The organism is Phycisphaeraceae bacterium (assembly GCA_019454185.1).
Taxonomy (GTDB): Bacteria; Planctomycetota; Phycisphaerae; order Phycisphaerales; family UBA1924; genus JAHBWV01.
Genome location: CP075368.1, coordinates 2,607,662 through 2,625,786, shown reverse-complemented (window position 1 = coordinate 2,625,786; position 18,125 = coordinate 2,607,662). Strand labels below are relative to the sequence as shown.

Here is an 18,125-nt window from a genome sequence, read left to right as displayed (position 1 = left end):
CCAAACCCGGGATTACAATCCCGCAGAGACACGTCGATCACTCGCAACAAGGAGATTCACGCATGAAGACTCGCAAAGCATCTGCCCTTCTCTCCGCACTCGCAGCCGGCCTCCTCGCCGTCGGAGCTGTCGCCGTCGCCCACGCTGCCGAGACCGGATCCGCCGTCGTCGAGACCGCCCAGGACGGCATCAAGGTCGGCGACAAGGCCCCCGACTTCACGCTCACCGACACCGACGGCAAGACCCACAACCTCAGCGACTACACCAAGCAGGGCAAGATCGTCGTCCTCGAGTGGTTCAACCCCGGATGCCCCTGGGTCGTCCGCGTGCATGAGAAGTCCGACGCCCTCGCCAAGACCGCCGAGTCCCACAAGGACAAGGTCGTCTGGCTCGCCGTCAACTCCGGCGCAGCCGGCAAGCAGGGCCACGGCAAGGAACTCAACGCCGAGTTCAAGAAGAAGTGGAACATCAACTACCCGATCCTCCTCGATGAGTCCGGCAAGGTCGGCAAGTCCTTCGGCGCCAAGGTCACGCCCCACATGTTCGTGATCGCCGCCGACGGCACACTCGCCTACGAGGGCGCGTTCGACGACTCCAAGAAGGACGAGATCGGCACGCCCAACTACGTCGCCGACGCCATCACCGCCGTCGCCGCCGGTGAGACCCTCAAGGTCACCAACAAGAAGCCCCAGGGCTGCTCCGTCAAGTACGCCGACTGAGCGTCCGACGTCTCCATCATCCCACGCGATCCACGCGGCCCGGCCCTCCTGCCGGGCCGCTTCCTTTCACCCACCTCCCGCACCCACCTCCCGCCTCGACGCAAGCCCCACCCTTCCGATCGCCGACTCTACGATCAATCACACCGCCCGAAGCCCGCAACACCCACCACGCGGAAACCCACGTGCTCACCACGATCCTCGATCTCACGCTCGTCATCATCGCCTTCGGGCTCATCATCTTCTTCCACGAACTCGGCCACTTCCTCGCCGCACGCTGGGCCGGCATCCGCGTCCTCGCCTTCGCACTCGGCTTCGGACCCGCCGCTGTCTCCTGGCGCAAGGGACTCGGGCTCCGCAGGGGCTCCTCACAGTCCGAGTACGACCAACGCGCCGCACGCGTAGACGCCCACGGGCTCAGCCCCACCGAGTACCGGCTCAACTACCTCCCCTTCGGCGGCTACGTGAAGATGCTCGGCCAGGACGACATGGACCCCACACGCACCTCCACCGCACGCGACTCCTACCAGTCCTGCAAGCCCTGGAAGCGCATGATCGTCATCAGCGCGGGCGTCGTCGCCAACCTCATCATCGCCGCCATCCTCTTCATGATCGTCTTCAAGGTCGGCCTCCCCACCGAGCCCGCCCGTGTCGGTTCGATCGCGCCCGGCTCCGCCGCCGGCAAGGCCATCGCCTCAAACGCCTCCCTCCTCGGCGTCACCGAGCGCGGGCTCCTCCCGGGAGACCGCGTCGTCTCCATCAACGGTGGACGCGCCGCCTCCTTCCAGGATCTCGTCCTCGCCTCCGCCATGGCACGCCCCGGCAAGCCCATCGAACTCGTCGTCGAACGCCCCGGGCTCCCCGCGAACCTCACGTTCTCCATCACCCCCGAAACCAGCCCGATCAGCGGCATGCTCGAACTCGGCATCGGCCCCGCCGTCTCGACCCGCCTCCAATCCATCCCCGACAGCGCGCAACCCGAATGGGCCGCCGCAACCACCCGCGCCGGACTCACCGGCGTCACACCCGGCATGCGCCTCGCCTCGCTCGGCCCGTCCCGCGACGAACTCCACCCCGTCGAATCGGCCCAGTCCATCGCCGACGCACTCCGCGCTGCCGACGGCGCGCCGATCGCGCTCGCCTTCTCCGACACCGGCTTCAGGCACATCCACCACGTCGAGCTCGCGCCCCGCCCCGGCCTCGAGCGTGCCGATCTCAACCCCGATCCGAAGACACTGACGATCCTCGACCACATCGCAGGGCTCGCTCCGGTCATGCGCGTCGCCTCGGTTCCGAGCGGCGCCCGCCACGGCCTGCTCCCGGGCGATGTCTTCGTCCGCCTCGGAGCCGCTGAATACCCCTCGATCGCCGAGGGCATCATGGAGATCCAGGCCCACCGTAAGCGCACCATCCCCGTTGTCGTCGAGAGAACCGACGCCCAGGGCAACACCACCCGCGTCTCGCTCACGCCGAGCGTCGACAAGAACGGCCGCATCGGCTTCGGCGTCGACGACACGCGCAACGACTCCACGCTCGTCGCCCGCCCCCCCGAGCGCATACGCCCCCTCGACGCCTCGGGCGATGCCCTCGCCACACCCCCCGCCCGCTCCGCGATCACGCGCCCGGGCACGCGCATCCTCACCGTCGAGGGCACACCCGTCGCCGACTTCGACGACGTGCGCAACGCCATCGTCCGCGCCTGCCGGGACTCGCTCGCAGGCGCAACCGAGCCCCAGCCGCGCCCCGTCTCGATCACACTGACAATCGCCCCGCCCCTTCCCGTCGAGCCAGGCACGCCCGCACCGACCGAGACCGTCACGCTCCTCCTCGGCCCGGACGATGCGCAGCGCATCGCCGCGCTCCCGTGGGAAGTCCCCTTCACGCTCGGCGCGTTCTTCGAACTCGAACAGACCACGCTCAAGGCCGACAACCCGCTCCACGCCGTCCGCATGGGCATCGCCGAAACCCACCGCTGGATGATGATGACCTACGCCACCTTCGTCCGCCTCTTCCAGGGCACGGTCAAGGTCGAGCACCTCAAAGGACCCGTCGGCATCGCGCACATCGGCACCATCGTCGCCAGCCAGGGAACACTCAAACTGCTCTTCTTCCTCGCGCTCGTCAGCGTCAACCTCGCCGTCGTGAACTTCCTCCCACTCCCCATCGTCGACGGCGGCCAGTTCCTCTTCCTCGTCTACGAACAGATCAAGGGAAAGCCCGTTCCCGAAGCGATCCAGGGCTTCGCCACCCTCGCGGGACTCGTCCTCATCGGCTGCATGTTCCTGATCGTCACCTTCAACGACATCAGAGGACTCTTCTGAAGAAGTCACGGAGTCACGAAGTCATAAAGTCACGATATTCATATGTTGCCTCTTCATTGAATCCCGCGCCTGCCTTCCTGCCTTCCTGCCTTCCTGCCTTCCTGCCTACGTGACTTTGTGCCTTTGTGCCTTTGTGCCTTTGTGCCTTCGTGCCTTCGTGCCTTTCTGCCCCCCGTGCCTTCCTGCCCCCCATGCCCGACCTCCTCCCCCTCCTCGTCCTCGGACTCGCCCTCTCGATCCTCTGGTTGATCGCCTTCACCATGCGCTCGCTCGCCCGCCCGCCTCGGCGCACCGAGGCATGGGCCATCGCCCGCTCGCGCCCGAGCGATCCCTCGGAACTCGCGCACCCGCGCTCGTTCGAATCCATCCGCATCGCCCACAACGCCCCCGAGTCCGCCCCCGCATGGATCATCGCCGGCGACAACCCCGCCGGGCCCGTCCTCATCTTCTGCCACGGCTGGGGCGAGTCGAAGATGGACATCCTCCAGCGTCTCGACGCAGTCGCGCCACTCTGCTCAAAGATGATCTCGTGGGACATGCCCGGCCACGGCGAAGCACCCAGGGGCTCCACCCCCCTCGGCGCCAGCGAATGGATGATCCTCGAAGACCTCATCCACCTCGCTCAAGGCGAAGATCTCGAAGCACGCACTCGCCAGACCGAAGAACTCGAAGCGACACTCGAAGACGACGCCGACTGGGACACCCACTTCGACACGCCCCCGAAGCCCGGCGCGCCCAAGGTTGTCCTCTGGGGCTACTCACTCGGCGCCGGCATCGCCATCGATCTGGCCGCCAATCGCACGCGCCGCGTCAGCGCGATCATCGCCGAATCCCCATACCGCCTCCCCCACACCCCCGCACGCAACATGCTCGCCTTGAAACGCCTCCCCTGGCGCATCAACCTCGCCCCGGCGATGTTCCTCCTCGGCCTCTCACGCAGCCGCGGCCCGCGCTGGACCGGCTTCGACCGTGCCGCACTCGCACGCGATATCACCTGCCCCCTCCTTGTCATCCACGGCGACATGGACGAGATCAGCCCACCCGAAGACGCCCGCGACATCGCCCGCGCCGCGCCCAACGCCACCCTCATCACACTGTCTGGCGCAAACCACTTCGACCTCTGGACCGATCCCAAACAAGCCGACGCCCGCGAACGCGCAACCCGCGCAATCGCCGACTTCATCCGCTTCGTCGCCGCGTCGTGAAACGCTTGCTCTACCCTCGCCTCAGCGAGTTCAACTTCTTTCTCTCCGCGATCTCTGCGGCATTCCGCGTTGCCTATGCCGCTTGCTTCAGTCCCGTCTCTGTTCTTCTCTGTGTTCTCTGTGCCTCTGTGGTGAGTCTTCTTCTTCTTCTTCTTCTTCTTCTTCAGTAATCGACACCCCGCACGCCATTCACCGTGTTGTGCAGCTTGATCCGAGACCCGAAGTTCATCGGGTTCGGCGCCGTCTCCTTCGCCTCCGTCGGCTTCTTCGCCGCCCCGTGCCCGTCCGCAAACAGCATCGGCGTCGCCCAGTCGTAGTGATCATCCACGATCCGCGGCTCCTTCGGCACATACGTGATGTCCGCGTCCCACGCCACCACCTTCGACGAAGGAAAGAGCACCTCGTGGGGCTGGATCGCCCGCAGCATCCGCCCCTCCGCCACAGATCCCTCCCGCCACAACTGCGGCGCACCAATGAACGAGTTCGAGTACCTCCACGACACCGTGCCGAACGGCTCGCGATCCGGCTCATCATCCGAGAACGGATCCGGCGCAACCGGCAACGACTTGTCCCGACCCGGAGAGACCCACGTCGCGAAATACTCCGGCCACGGCGCAACCTCCGACAGCAGCCCCGGCCACAAGTGCGCAAACGCCCACACCGAACTCGTCGCGATGATCGTCCCCCGAGGCCACCACCTCACCGCGACCAGATCCCCCGGCAGCGGCGGCCCCTCTCCCGAATCATCCACCGGCGTCCCCGGTGAACGAAACGGATACGCCCCGAACCGATCGCAATACGCCTGGAACGACATCCCCAGCGTCCGCGCGTTCGCGAGCGCGACCGTCTCACGCGCCGCGGCTCTCGCATTCGCCAAAGACGGCAACGCCAACGCCAGCAAGATCCCGATCACCCCGATCGACACCAGCAACTCCACCAGCGAGAACCCACGCCGCCCGCTCACTCTGGAATCGCCGACGATGCTCCGATTGCTTTCCATGACTCAGTCCCTCACATGTTCCATTGCCCATCCGCTCACTTCCCCTCGCCCCCGACATTCCGCGGCAGAAACCCTCTCCCAACATCCCCGTTCCGCACGAACATCCGGTAGTCCGCCGGCTGCCACACCTGATCCCGCGCGTGCCACACCATCACAAGCGAGAGATCCATGTCACCCTGCTTCTCCGAAGATCCCTTCGTGCGCAAAGGCACCCGAACCTCCACCGCGCGCTTCTTGCTCCCCATGAACTCCGACGCATCCGGGAACATCGCGTCCGTTCCGTACGACACGATGCTCAACCGATTCTCCTCGCCGTCGCCCGCCGTCCTGATCGACATCATCGAGATCCCGCCCCGCCTCGGAATCGGGCTCGTCCCGCTCGTCTCAATCTCCATCACACGCAGCGCCCCCAGATCCATCGAACTCTCAGACAGCGTCGGGCTCAGCCGCTCGTGAAGCCGCGCCGACTCCGATGGATCACCCTCGTCCCTCCCCCGGAGAGCCGCCACCGAAGCCGCCATCTCCGCCGCGCTCCCCGCCAGCAGCGGCGTCACCGCAAGCCGCACCGCCTCAACCAGACGCTCACGCTGCGTCAGCGCCATCCACGCGAATCCCTCATCGTTCGCAACCGCCGACGAGACCCCATCCCCCAACGCCTCCGCGTGCGCCCGCGCCTGCGACGCATCACGGATCCGCTCGAATGTGTACCGCTCCGCCGCCGGCAGCGGCTGCATGTGCGAGGGCATTCCCCCGAACCGAAGCCCCGCCGGCGCGCCTCCCTCACCACCCGCTCCCCGCGGCCCGCCGATGGTCACGCGATTCCCCTCCGCGCCCACCCCGCTCGGCATACCCGTCGATGTCCCACCCCCGGCCGCATCCGCCGACCTCTCCATCACGATCCGAGGCCTCCGATCCGGACGCTGCAAAGACTTGATCGACCACGCCAAGGCGCCCACACCGATCAACGCCACCACGCCCCCGATCAACACCTTCGGGCTCACGCTCCCCATCCGCGCCCGCGCTCCTATCGACCCACCCCGACCCCCCGATCGTGACTCCGTCCCCACATCGCCCAAGTCGAAGCGCTGCATCTGAGACCTCCAGTGCCGACGCGGCCACACCATCCCACCAATCGGGATGCGCGCTAAAGCCCGACCCGTCATCGGGCAGAACGAATTCTCAGAATCATCCGTTTCGCACCATCAGGCCCGCCCGCTCACGCGACCGGCGTCCCCTCGCGCGCCGTGAGCTCGCCGAACAGCCCGCTCAGCCGCGCCGTCATCGCTCCCGGCTTCCCATCGCCGATCGTGCGCCCGTCGGCCCTCGTCACCGGCGCAAGCTCACCCATCGTCCCCGTGCAGAACGCCTCATCAGCTCGGTACAACTCCGCCAGCGAGATGTCCCGCTCGGCGTGCATGATCCCGTTCGTCTCGCACAACTCCAGCACCGTCGCCCGCGTGATCCCCTCCGGGCACGCCACGCACCGAGGCGTCTCCACCAGCGGGCCCCGCTTCGTGTTCGTCACGATGAACAGGTGCGTCGCGTTCGTCTCCGCGATGAACCCGCGCGGGTCGAGCATGATCGCATCGTCCGCACCCGCCGCGGTTGCCTCGATCTTCGCCAAGATCGACTGGATCAGATTGCAGTGGTGGATCTTCGGGTCCATCATGTCCGGGGCAAACCGCCTGATCGACGCCGTCGCCAGCGTCAACCCACCCTTGTCATACACCGGTGCCTTGTGCTCCGCGAGGATGATCAGCGTCGGGCCGGATTGATTCAGACGCGGGTCCATCCCGCTCGTGACCTTCACGCCCCGCGTCAGCGTCAAGCGGATGTGAACCGCATCGGTCATGTGGTTGGCCCGCAGCGTCTTCCTGATCTCCTCGGTGATCCGCTCGTGTGAGGGGATCTCGGCAAACGCCAGCGCGAGCGCAGAGTGCCGCAGGCGATCCAGGTGCTCGGTCAATTTGAAGACACGCCCGCCATAGACGCGCAGCCCCTCCCACACGGCATCACCGCCCTGCACCGCCGAATCAAACGGCGAGATCCCCGCCTGATCGCGATGAATCAGCGAGCCGTTGATGTTGACCAGAATGTCCTTGTTCTTCGGATTGAACTTCTGCTGCATGTCGTGCCCTCGCCCCCAACCCGCGCCACAATCTCGTCGTGCCTTCGTGCCTTCGTGCCTTCGTGCCTTCGTGCCTTCGTGCCTTCGTGCCTTCGTGCCTTCGTGCCTTCGTGCCTTCGTGCCTTCGTGCCTTCGTGCCTTCGTGCTCTACTCCGTCACTCCGTCACTTTGTCACTTTGTCACTTTGCCCAACTCCCCCCACACATCTCGCACCACCCAGCTCATGTTCTCCTTCGCGCGCCGCGTCCCGCTCGCCAGGTGCGCCGAAAGATGCACGTTCTTCAGCCCCAGCAGCGGATACGCCGCGCCGAACGGCTCCGGCTCATGCACATCGATCAGCGCCATCGCCCGCTCGTGCCCGCGCATGAATGCCGCCAGCGCGCCCGCATCCACGATGAACCCCCGCGACGTGTTGATGAAGATCACCGTCTCCCGCATCGCGGAGAACGCCTCTGCATCCACCAGCCCCCGGTTCTCCGGCCTCCCATCCACGTGCACCGTCAGCACATCCGCCCTAAGCAGCAACTCCTCGCGCGAGACCGGTCTCGCCCCATGCCGCTCATGTTCCGGTATCTCGCGGATGTCGTGATAGATCGTCTCCATCTCCATCGCCGCCGCGACCCGCGCCACTCCCGAACCGATCCTGCCGAACCCATAGATCCCCATCACCATCTCGTTCAGTTCGCGCTCGCCCACCAGCTCGCGCCGCATCGCGTTCCAAGACTTCGCATCCATCGCGCGATCCAGAAACACCCGAGGCCGCGTCGCATCCGCCAGCAGCGCGAACACATACTCAACCACCGCCCGCGTGTTCGCATCCGGCGTGCTCACGACCTTCACGCCCCGCGCTGCGCACGCCGGCAGATCAAAGTTGTCCAGCCCCACCCCCGCCCGACCCACAACCCTCAGCCGCGGCGCCCGCGCCAACAACGCCTCATTCACGATCGTGTACGTTCGCACCACCAGCGCATCGGCCCGCGCCAGCAACACCCCGAACCCCTGCTCATCCACGCCACACCGCACCACCTCGCACCGCTCGGCCAGCCACGCCTCCGGCGCAGGGTCCAGATCCTCGGTAATCACCACAAGCGGCCGCTCATTGCCCATGCCGAACGGTATCCGCGTGGCAACCCGCACTTCCTCGTGACAAGCGATCTCGATACAATCTCTCACATGCAGTTGCACGGCGTCAACTTCCCGGAGCCAGCGATCGAAGCGTTCTGCGCCCGCCACGGCGTCCGCCGCCTCTCCCTCTTCGGCAGCATTCTCCGTCCAGACTTCGCCCCCGAGAGCGATGTGGACATGCTCGTCGAGTTCGAGCCCGGCAAGACCCCGGGCATGATCGGATTCGGGGCCATGATCCTGGAGCTCGAACAGCTCGTCGGGCGAAAGGTCGATCTGCGCACCCCGAACGACCTCTCGCCATACTTCCGACCCACGGTCCTGAGCGAGGCACGCCCCCTCCATGCCGCGTGAACGCAATCGAGGGCCATTTGATGATCGCGTGCGTATCGAGCACATGCTCCACGCCGCACGCGACGCCGCGACGTTCGTCCGTGGCCGTGCCCGCGCCGACCTGAACTCAGATGCCATGCTCCTCCGCGCCGTCTGGCACGCCGTTCAGCAGATCGGCGAGGCCGCTGCTCACGTCTCCGATGCAGGACGTGACCGCGTGCCAGGCATCCCGTGGGGACAGATCGTCGCCATGCGCCACGTCCTCGTTCATGTCTACTGGGGCATCGATCTTGATCGACTCTGGAGAACCGCGACCGACGATCTGCCCGTGCTGATCGCCGCCCTCGAAGCCGCCTGCGTCACTTGGCCCCTCCCGCCGCCCCCGGAATCGCCGTCGCCTTGAGACGCTCGTTCCGCACCACCCCGCGCCGCTCAGCCGACCTTTGACGCCACGTCGAAGGTCGGTGCCCATCCCTCCCGCGGCCCACGCATCCATGGCATCATCGACAAGGTAACCATCTGATAGACTCGCGCCCCATCCCCCAATGCTCGTGAGAAAGGGACATTATGCGTAGGTCCTCAACCGCACGACTGCTCGCATCATGCCTCCTCCTCACCGTCCCGCTCCCCGCCCTCGCGCAACCGGCAAACCCCGCCGCCGCGGCCACTACCCCCGACCCCGCGCGGCTCGCATGGCTCCGCGCCAACGCCCATCCCTTCGCAACGCCCGAACCCTCCGACTCGGTCGCCGACCTCGCCTTCCTGAAGGACATCGTCGGCGATGCCCGCATCGTCGCGCTCGGCGAAGCCACCCACGGCACGCGCGAGTTCTTCCAGATGAAGCACCGCATCACCCAGTACCTCGCCGAAGAAATGGGCTTCACCATCTTCGCCATCGAGGCCAGCACACCCGAAGCCGCAAAGGTCAGTGAATACACCCTCCGCAACATGGGCGACTCCCCCAACGACCTCATCCGAGGCATGTACTTCTGGACCTGGTCCACCGACGAGGTCGCCGACATGACACGCTGGATGCGAGCATTCAACTCCGGCGGCCCCGGCAACGAGACCAAGACGAAACACATCGCCTTCACCGGCTTCGACATGCAGACCCCCGACGTCGCCCAGGAGATCGCCGCCGCCTTCCTCGACGCCCACGATCCCGAACTCGCCGCACGCGCCCGCGTTGTCTACACCGAATCACTCACCGCCACCCGCGGCTCTACCGGCCAGCCCTCCTTCGCCGCCGCCACCGCATCACTCCCCGGCCACGTCGTCGCCGGCAGAAAGATCCGCTACACCGGCTTCATCAAGACCGAACGCCTCAAAGGAGGCCAAGCCAACCTCTGGTTCCGCTGCGACAGCAAGCAAGGCCAACTCGCCTTCGACAACACCTCCGAAGCCGCACGCACCGGCACCGCCGACTGGACACCCGTCGAGATCACCATGGACTGCCCGCCCGAGACCGAAGCCGCCATCTTCGGTGCCACCATGTCCGGCGAGGGGCAGGCATGGTTCGACGGCCTCACCATCGAGATCGACGGCAAACTAACCGAGTTCCAAGGCCTCGACCTCTCCTTCGAAGGAAACCCACACAATCCCGACGACCCCGACACCATCGACGGCTTCTACCTCGGCGGCTACGGCTACGAAGTCTCTCTCGATCGCACCACCGTCAAGCAAGGCACCGGCTCGCTCACCATGAAGGGCAAGCCCATCACCGCACCCGCCATCGGCGGCCCCGCTTTCATCGAGGCCGCCACCCGCACCACAGAGATCAAAGACGCCTTCGCCGCCAAGCTCGCCGACTTGAAGGCCCTCCCCGGTGTCGATCCCGCCGCCGCCGACTGGGCCTTGCACAACGCCGACATCGTCTCGCAGTTCTACCGCATGTCCGCGGGCCAGATCTCCCGCGACGAGTGCATGGCCCTGAACACCAAGTGGATCCTCGACCACGCCCCCGAAGGAACCAAGATCGTCCTCTGGGCCCACAACGGACACATCCACCGGCGCATGGGCGCACAAGGCCTGCACCTCCACACCTCCTACGGCGACGACTACCGCGTCATCTCCTTCACCACCTCCGAGGGCCGCTACTCCGCCGTCGCCAGCGAGAAGACCCGCAACCGCTTCCCCGACGGCGGCTGGCTCCGCGACCACGCTCTCGCCAAACCCCCCGCCGGCTCCCTCGAATGGCACCTCGCCGCCCTCGCCACCGGCGCCGACTGCAAACCCGCCATCCCCAACTTCGTCCTCGACGTCCGCGACGCCTCCCCCGACAACCCGGGCTCCGCCTGGCTCACCGGCACCGACGGCATCGTCGCCATGCGCTCCATCGGCGCACTCGAACAAGACCGCCAGTTCTGGCCCGAGTCCGCCACGCCGGCCTTCGACGCCCTCGTCTACATCCACAAGACCACCCCCGCCCGCCAGCTCAAGCACTGACACACGCCGCCCCGATCCCTGACCCTGCCGCCCTCCCTCCCTACCATCCGCTTCTACCAGCGGAGCCCCCTTCACCATGTGGCAGCCCAAGATCACCGCACCCATCCTCACCAAACGCATCCCCACGCCCCCCTACGGCAACATGCGCGACCGCCACGTCGTCTCCTACGACGAATACATCAAGACCGGCGGCTACGTCGGACTCCGCAAAGCACTCTCCATGAAGCCCGACGACGTCACCGAAGAGGTGAAAAAGTCCCAGCTCCGCGGCCGCGGCGGCGCGGGCTTCCCCACCGGCCTCAAGTGGACCTTCCTCCCCAAGGTCGAAGAGGGCAAAGACCCCGGCATGCGCTACCTCGCGATCAACGCCGACGAGTCCGAGCCAGGCACCTTCAAAGACCGCCTCCTCATGGACTTCGATCCCCACCTCATGCTCGAGGGGATCGCCATCGCCTGCTACGCCTGCCGCCTCAAAAAGGCCTACATCTTCATCCGAGGCGAGTACCACCACCAGGCCAAGGTCCTCGAGAACGCCCTCAAAGAGGCCTACGAGCACGGCATCTTCGGCAATAAAGGCCTCCTGAACGGTGCCTCCAACTGGTCGGTCGACTGCTACGTCCACCGCGGCGCCGGCGCCTACATCTGCGGCGAGGAAACCGCCCTCCTCGAAGGCCTCGAAGGCAAGCGCGGCTGGCCCCGCATCAAGCCCCCATTCCCCGCCCTGAAGGGCCTCTTCGGCAAGCCCACCATCATCAACAACGTCGAGACCCTCGCCCACCTCCCCAGCATCATCGAAAACGGCTGGGAGTGGTTCAGCAAGCAGGGGTGCAACTCCACCATCGGCGGCCCCCCCTCATGGGGCACCAAGCTCATGGGCATGTCCGGGCACGTCAACCAGCCCGGCTGCTACGAGTTCGACCTCGGCATCCCCCTCCGCACCTTCGTCGAGCAATACTGCGGCGGCATGCGCAACGGCAAGAAGTTCAAGGCCGCCATCCCCGGCGGCGTCTCCATGGGCATCCTCGGCACCGACCAGTACGACGCCGAACTCGACTTCGACATCGGCCGCAAGCACAACGTCCTCGGCCTCGGCACCGCCTGCCCCACCGTCTTCGATGAAGACACCGACATGGTCGCCGTCGCCCGCAACATCGCCCGCTTCTTCAAGCACGAGTCCTGCGGCCAGTGCACGCCCTGCCGCGAGGGCTCGGGCTGGCTCTACCAGCTCCTCGGCCGCATCGAAGAGGGCAACGCCAAGACCAAGGACCTGGACCTCGCGCTGGAGATCGCGACCAGCATGGGCTCCATGCCCGGCACCACGATCTGCGGCCTGGCCGACGGCAACAACTGGGCCGTCCGCACCATCATGAACAAGTTCCGCCCCGAGTTCGAGGCCCGCGTCCGCCCGACCTTCGTGCCCGTCAGGGTCACAGTGGGGGCAGGGGCGAAGGGGTAAGACGAACGCGGATCGACTCCCTGTTCCGGGCGTGTACGTGTACAATCTGAAGCCGTGACACTCGGACCTGCACAGCACGCGGCTCTCGTCGCCTTTTGCTCCAAGTGGGGCATCGAAGAGCTGTCGCTCTTCGGTTCGGTGGCACGCGGCGATGCGCGACCCGACAGCGATGCGGACATTCTCGTTCGTTTCGCGCCGAACTCCGCGACATCCACATGGGACTGGCCGGGCATGGTGGATGAACTCGAAGCAATCTTCGGGCGGCGCGTGGATCTGCTGACCGATGCGGTCCTCCGCAACCCATACCGCCGCGCGTCGATCATGGCCGACCGCAGGGTGCTGTATGCGGCCTGAGGGCGCAGACCCTGCAAAGTTGTGGGACATGCTCGACGCCTGCGACCGCATCGCACGCTTCATCAGCGGCCGCTCACAAGCCGATTTCCGCACCGACGACCTCCTGCGTTCCGCGGTCGAGCGCCAGATCGAGATCGTCGGCGAAGCCGCGCGAGCTGCGATTCATTTCTGGCGTCAATTTGATGCGCCCATTGTGTTGAGGAACTTTTGTAGCCGCTTTTCGAGCCGATCGATATCTCCCGTCTGACATTCCCACACTACGAGCACTCGCCAACCCATCCGGCGCAGAGCACGAATTGATCGCTTGTCGCGTTGAACATTGGTCGCGAACTTCGCACGCCAGAACTCGGGCCGGGTTGTTGGTTCGACGCGTCCGTATCGACATTGATGACGATGCCAGAAGCACCCGTGAACAAATACAGCCACCCGTCTCCGGGGTAGCACGATATCAGGGCACCCGGGTAGGTCACGACGATGAAGTCTGAAGCGGTAGCCAAGAGCGTGGAGTACGCGCCGCACAGTCAACTCCGGCGCAGTGTTGCTCGCCTTGATCGCCCGCATGTTGCGGGAACGCTGCTCGGGGCTCAGCACGTCGGGCACGGGTCACGTCACAATCGTCTTCGCGTACTTCAGGAAATCAGCCACGTCGTAAATCTGAAGTTTCCGATCAGGCGGATAGTCCTTGTGGAGCCGCTTCGGAACGATCAAGGACACGCCAGCCTTCCGCATTTCTTCCATCTGGTTCGATGAGATTCCCGGCTGGATGGTCAGAATGTGCCTTCGCGTCATCCGCTGGGCTTCATTCAGCACCTGTCGCCACCGATCTTTGCACGTCGTCTTCACGCCAATCATGCAGAGACGATCCAGCGGATACTTCGGATTGAGGTATGCTTCAACGCTCGGGATCAGAATGTCCGGCTCGCCTTCCACTACGGATGGCTTTGATGCGAACGGGATGCCTTCTTCCCGCAGCAGATGTTCGACATGATGTTCAAGAGACTTCCCTGCACGCGACTTCCTGCGGTTCAGAATGCTGGATGCGGTGGAGAGAAAGTCGTCCACCGACTTGAACAGCCGTTGAATGTCGTTTTGGCAGAGTTGGCGTTCGACGTGCTGAAATAGCCGGTACTCCACGTCCATGCATGCCATGAGCCGATCATCGGGAGAGTGCTTGGCAAACTCTTTCACGCAATCCAGAAGGGCTTGGCGCGCCGCGTTGGAGAACTGGATGGTGGGCGGGAACGCTTCGAGGTTGGTCTGAAACTCTCGAAAGTGACGTTCGATGCAGGATTCGGGCGTCTCAGGCGGAGCAGCAGCGGCACTGTCGAAGATGCCCCACGTCCGGCGTGATCCGAACTCAATCTCCACGCCCAATGCTGATTGAACATCCGCTATGTCGTCGTCGGTGTCGAGAACGTATGCGATGAACTCATCGTGAGACTTCGGGATCAGGACCAGTAGGTTTCCAACGGTGTCGTCCGAAAGAAACGGGAACTCTTTGCCGAATCGTGTTAGGCGATATTCGCTGCGCGTGCCAGAGCCGTACCACGTCACGCACGATTCGGTGACACGACCATCCTGCCACAGCACCTTGGGCCATGACTTCTGGTTCTCGCCAGTCTCCGGCGGATGCGGTGTGAATAGCTGCCACACGTCTTTGGGCAGGTAGAAGCCGCACTGATGACTTCCCGTGATGCCAACGTCATTGGGCGAAATGAACTTCAGCAGCGCACGTCCAACGGCTGTGGCGTCGGCAATGGCTCTTTCAGCAACCGGGGATGCCATGCAATGCTTCCTTGTTTATGCCTTCGCGGTCTTCCCCTTGAACAAACAGCCGTTCGTATGATGCTTTGCAAGCTGCCACGATAGAGTCTTCACGACCTGCTTGCTCACTGCTTCTGCGACCGGGGGGCACACGGCGTTGCCGAACTGTTTGTACGCCTGCATATCCGAAACCACGATGGGCCGGTGATCCTCAAAACCCATGAGCCGGGCGCACTCCCGAGGGGTGAGGCGGCGGGGGTTCTTTCCCGGCTGGGGAATCAGAATCTCCGATCCATCCTTGTAGTATCGTGCGCTCAATGTCCGGGTCACCCCGTCGAGCTTGGCCATCCCGAAGCCGAAACCGTTGCCCGCCGCCTTGTGTTTGGCGGCGTAGTCCTGAAGGTACTTCCAGAGGTGATCGGTGAGCGTGTATTTTGCTGGCGGGTTCGGCTCCAGAATGTCCCGAAGCTTGGGCTCCTTGCCGGAAGGCGGCTCGGCGAACTCGAATGGAACTGAATCCCCGAAGACACGACGATCAAAGCCGACGATGAACACCCGCTCCCGATGCTGGGGCACCCATGCCGCCGCGTCGATGACCTTCGTGAAGATGACGTATTTCATGTCCTCAAGGGTGGAACGGATGACCTGCCACGTCCGGCCCTTGTCATGCGACTTAAGGTTCTTTACGTTCTCCAGGATCAATACGGGCGGGCGCTTCGCTTCGATGATCGTGGCGAGGTGAAAGAACAACGTACCTTGTGTCGCATCCTTGAAGCCGTGCGGACGCCCAAGACTGTTCTTTTTCGACACGCCCGCAATTGAAAACGGTTGGCACGGGAACCCCGCAGCAAGGATGTCGTGGTCGGGAATGTCTCTCGGCCTCACTTCACGAATGTCCCCGTCCGGGACTTCACCATGCCATGCCTTGTAGGTCTTCTGGGCATTCTTGTCCCACTCACACGAGTAGATGCACCGGCCTCCGTTCTTCTCCAGTCCGATCCGAAGTCCGCCGATTCCGGCAAACAGGTCGATGAAGGTGAATGGCAAACCCTCCGGCACTGGCGGCGGTGGTGCTTTGGGAGTGTCGTCAAACAATGATGGCCCGGATCCGTTCCGATAGACCTTGGCGAGAACCGAAATGACGAACTCCCGCTGGCTCATCATCCGGGCTTCCCGCTCCGTGTCGATCCAGCCACGAATGTCCGGTGGCACGTCTCTGATGAGCATCGATCCGGTCATGTGCGGTTCCTCTGGGTCAAGTTGATAGCACGATAGCAGTTTGTCCCAGTACCGGCAAGCCAGTTGTTAGGGTTTTGGCTACTTTAGCGAACAAAGCGATGTGTCGCCAGCTTCGAGTCCGGAACGACAAACGGCAACCACCCCCGCGCCGCATCCTTCCCCGCTTCGCCCCGCGGCTTGTCGGGAGGGCCCAAAGACAGCCCAAGCCGCCCTCCCTCCGCGCCGCGACGCCATCCCCACACTCGCCCTCGCCCCCACCCCCACTCCAGCCCCAGCCCCTGAAAGCCACCCCGCCATCCGCGGCATTCCCTCGTCCAAAGGACGCATCCTTCGTGGAGGGTCCCCAACGGAGACCCGGCTCTCTCTTCGCTTGGTCACTTTCAAGTCTTCTTGCATGCGGCTCTCCCCCCGCGCAGCGGGAACTCGGCGCCCGAAGGGCGCTTCTGTGGTGGAGCGGGGCGGATGCCCCCGGCTCTGTGTTGTGTGTCTGAGTCGTGTGCATGACGTCAGGGGTCTGGCGTCAGGGGTCTGGCGTCAGGGGTCTGGCGTCATGTGCCTGTTGATGGGTGGGGTCACGCGGCGGGTCGGTCGCGGGCGTGGCGGGTGTAGTGGGATTCTGAAGAGGGCTCAACGCGGATCGAAGACTCGCCAGGGCGAGGAGCCGCGGAGGAATGCTGAGAAGAGGGCAATGGGGAATGTGCAATCGGCAATGGGGATGAAGAGGATTCGGTCGGTTCTGAGGATTCGGTGTCGCTGGCACCAGTGGTGGCGTTGAACGCGGAGGGGTCGTCGGGGAAGGAAGAGGAGAGTCGGGGTCGTCCGGCCTGCTCCACCACGGATGCGCGATTCGGGCGTGGGGAAGCCGCGGCGGGGGGGCTCATTCCAGGTGCTGGCTTGCCGCCCCCCCCACATTGCGCGGCTGCGCTGGGCACCTTGGCAACGGCCGCACGCTGATCCGCAGGGTCGGATGTGGGAGTGGGTGAGTCGGGGGCGGAGGGGGAAGGGGCGGTGGGAGAAGGGGCGGGGTTTGATGGCGCGGGTGGCTGGTTCTTTGGGGTGTTGTCGGGTTTGGTGTTGTCGGGGCTGGTGTGCTTGGGGCCGGAGTTGTTGGGGGGAGGTGATGGGCGTGTGTGGCGTGTGAGGGCGTTGATGGCGCGGATGGCGAGGTCGGCGTGTCGGCACCAGGCGCGGGATTCGGCTTCGGGTGTCATGCCGGTGTTGTGGGGGAGTGGGGCATCGACGATGGTGATGAGTTTGCTGATGGAGCGGGGGCCGGCGGAGAGGGCGAGGAGGCGGGCGCGGGTCTGGGTGAGGTCGTTGAGGGCGTTGGTTTCGGCCTGGACCTGTGGTGAGTTGATCAGTTCGGCGAGGGCGGTGAAGGAGACGCCGATGTGTGCCGCGAGGGCGCGGAAATCGAGGCCGGGCTTGAGCATGTCCACGACGAGGTGGTGGGGCCAGTCGTGGGGGAAGTGCGCGGGGATTGGCAGGGCGTTGTCGGCGAGTGTGGTGCGGGCCGGGTCGGTGTCGGTGGGAGAGGCGATCATGCCCGGAATGTACGACAGGGATTCTGCGATGCAAGCGCGGGGTGGGTCTGTCACTGACATACGTCTGTCAGTGTCTGTTGGAACAGATATTGTAAGTCATTGGAGGAGAGGGGGATAGGGAATTTGAGGAAAAGGGGCAGAGGGGCAGAGGGTGGAGAAGAAGTGAGTCGGGGCCGTCCGGCCCGCTCCACCAAGGATGCGCCCTTCGGGCGGGGGGCTCATTCCAGGGGCTGGCTTGCCGCCCCCCCCACATTGCGCGGCTGCGCTGCGCACCCTGGCAACCGCCGCTCGCTGCTCCGCAGCGTGAAGGCATGGAGGCACGAAGGCACGGAGGCACGGAGGCACGGAGGCATGAAGGCACGAAGGCAAGAAGGCGCGGAGGCATGGAGGCGAGCAGGCATGCCACCCGACCTTCCACTCTGCGTTCTCTTCGCCTCTTCGCCTCTTCGCGACCTCGCGACTTCATGACTTCATGACTTCATGACTTCATGACTTCGT

Annotated in this window: 17 protein-coding genes; 9 read left to right on the top strand and 8 right to left on the bottom strand. The window is 64.8% G+C overall.

What is annotated here, in order from left to right; genetic code table 11:
• Positions 1–62 precede the first annotated feature (62 nt).
• The 3 genes from KF838_11200 to KF838_11190 all read left to right on the top strand — a co-directional run bounded on the left by KF838_11200 (position 63) and on the right by KF838_11190 (position 4,242).
• On the top strand, positions 63–719 hold the full coding sequence (locus KF838_11200; GenBank protein ID QYK47343.1) for a thioredoxin family protein: 657 nt from the start codon (positions 63–65) through the stop codon (positions 717–719).
• Positions 720–901: 182 nt separating this feature from the next.
• Positions 902–3,037 carry a site-2 protease family protein gene (locus tag KF838_11195; GenBank protein QYK47342.1) on the top strand — a complete coding sequence of 712 codons (2,136 nt, stop codon included), beginning with the start codon at positions 902–904 and terminating at the stop codon, positions 3,035–3,037.
• Between the two features lie 191 nt (positions 3,038–3,228).
• Positions 3,229–4,242 carry an alpha/beta fold hydrolase gene (locus KF838_11190; GenBank protein ID QYK47341.1) on the top strand — a complete coding sequence of 338 codons (1,014 nt, stop codon included), beginning with the start codon at positions 3,229–3,231 and terminating at the stop codon, positions 4,240–4,242.
• A 163-nt stretch (positions 4,243–4,405) separates the two neighbouring features.
• On the opposite strand, the gene KF838_11185 is transcribed toward KF838_11190, so the two are convergent.
• The 4 genes from KF838_11185 to KF838_11170 all read right to left on the bottom strand — a co-directional run bounded on the left by KF838_11185 (position 4,406) and on the right by KF838_11170 (position 8,477).
• Positions 4,406–5,242 (bottom strand): prepilin-type N-terminal cleavage/methylation domain-containing protein, encoded by an 837-nt coding sequence (locus KF838_11185; GenBank protein QYK47340.1) that lies wholly within the window; start codon positions 5,240–5,242, stop codon positions 4,406–4,408.
• A gap of 35 nt (positions 5,243–5,277) precedes the next feature.
• On the bottom strand, positions 5,278–6,333 hold the full coding sequence (locus KF838_11180; GenBank protein QYK47339.1) for a hypothetical protein: 1,056 nt from the start codon (positions 6,331–6,333) through the stop codon (positions 5,278–5,280).
• A gap of 125 nt (positions 6,334–6,458) precedes the next feature.
• The gene (locus KF838_11175) at positions 6,459–7,370 is read right to left on the bottom strand and encodes an aminotransferase class IV (protein QYK47338.1); all 912 of its coding nucleotides are present in this window, start codon (positions 7,368–7,370) and stop codon (positions 6,459–6,461) included.
• A gap of 171 nt (positions 7,371–7,541) precedes the next feature.
• Positions 7,542–8,477 carry a hypothetical protein gene (locus KF838_11170; GenBank protein QYK47337.1) on the bottom strand — a complete coding sequence of 312 codons (936 nt, stop codon included), beginning with the start codon at positions 8,475–8,477 and terminating at the stop codon, positions 7,542–7,544.
• A 66-nt stretch (positions 8,478–8,543) separates the two neighbouring features.
• On the opposite strand from KF838_11170, the gene KF838_11165 reads away from it, so the two are divergent.
• From KF838_11165 to KF838_11140, 6 genes are all read left to right on the top strand, one after another.
• On the top strand, positions 8,544–8,846 hold the full coding sequence (locus tag KF838_11165) for a nucleotidyltransferase family protein (GenBank protein QYK47336.1): 303 nt from the start codon (positions 8,544–8,546) through the stop codon (positions 8,844–8,846).
• Between the two features lie 28 nt (positions 8,847–8,874).
• Positions 8,875–9,228, top strand: a complete 354-nt coding sequence (locus KF838_11160; GenBank protein QYK47335.1) for a DUF86 domain-containing protein — start codon at positions 8,875–8,877, stop codon at positions 9,226–9,228.
• Positions 9,229–9,392: 164 nt separating this feature from the next.
• On the top strand, positions 9,393–11,270 hold the full coding sequence (locus KF838_11155) for an erythromycin esterase family protein (GenBank protein ID QYK47334.1): 1,878 nt from the start codon (positions 9,393–9,395) through the stop codon (positions 11,268–11,270).
• A gap of 76 nt (positions 11,271–11,346) precedes the next feature.
• Positions 11,347–12,726 (top strand): NADH-quinone oxidoreductase subunit NuoF, encoded by a 1,380-nt coding sequence (gene nuoF, locus KF838_11150; GenBank protein QYK47333.1) that lies wholly within the window; start codon positions 11,347–11,349, stop codon positions 12,724–12,726.
• A gap of 54 nt (positions 12,727–12,780) precedes the next feature.
• The gene (locus tag KF838_11145) at positions 12,781–13,080 is read left to right on the top strand and encodes a nucleotidyltransferase family protein (GenBank protein QYK47332.1); all 300 of its coding nucleotides are present in this window, start codon (positions 12,781–12,783) and stop codon (positions 13,078–13,080) included.
• 28 nt (positions 13,081–13,108) lie between these two features.
• Entirely contained in the window at positions 13,109–13,327 is a 219-nt protein-coding gene (locus KF838_11140; GenBank protein ID QYK49850.1) for a DUF86 domain-containing protein, read from the top strand.
• Here the strand turns inward: KF838_11140 and vsr are convergent.
• From vsr to KF838_11120, 4 genes are all read right to left on the bottom strand, one after another.
• Positions 13,255–13,680, bottom strand: a complete 426-nt coding sequence (gene vsr, locus KF838_11135) for a DNA mismatch endonuclease Vsr (protein QYK47331.1) — start codon at positions 13,678–13,680, stop codon at positions 13,255–13,257. The two genes, KF838_11140 and vsr, sit on opposite strands and share 73 nt — an antisense overlap.
• A 3-nt stretch (positions 13,681–13,683) precedes the next feature.
• Positions 13,684–14,865: a hypothetical protein gene (locus KF838_11130; protein QYK47330.1), complete on the bottom strand. Its 1,182-nt coding sequence runs from the start codon at positions 14,863–14,865 to the stop codon at positions 13,684–13,686.
• A 15-nt stretch (positions 14,866–14,880) separates the two neighbouring features.
• Entirely contained in the window at positions 14,881–16,083 is a 1,203-nt protein-coding gene (gene dcm, locus KF838_11125) for a DNA (cytosine-5-)-methyltransferase (GenBank protein QYK47329.1), read from the bottom strand.
• A gap of 572 nt (positions 16,084–16,655) precedes the next feature.
• Positions 16,656–17,627, bottom strand: a complete 972-nt coding sequence (locus KF838_11120) for a hypothetical protein (GenBank protein QYK47328.1) — start codon at positions 17,625–17,627, stop codon at positions 16,656–16,658.
• Positions 17,628–18,125 lie beyond the last annotated feature (498 nt).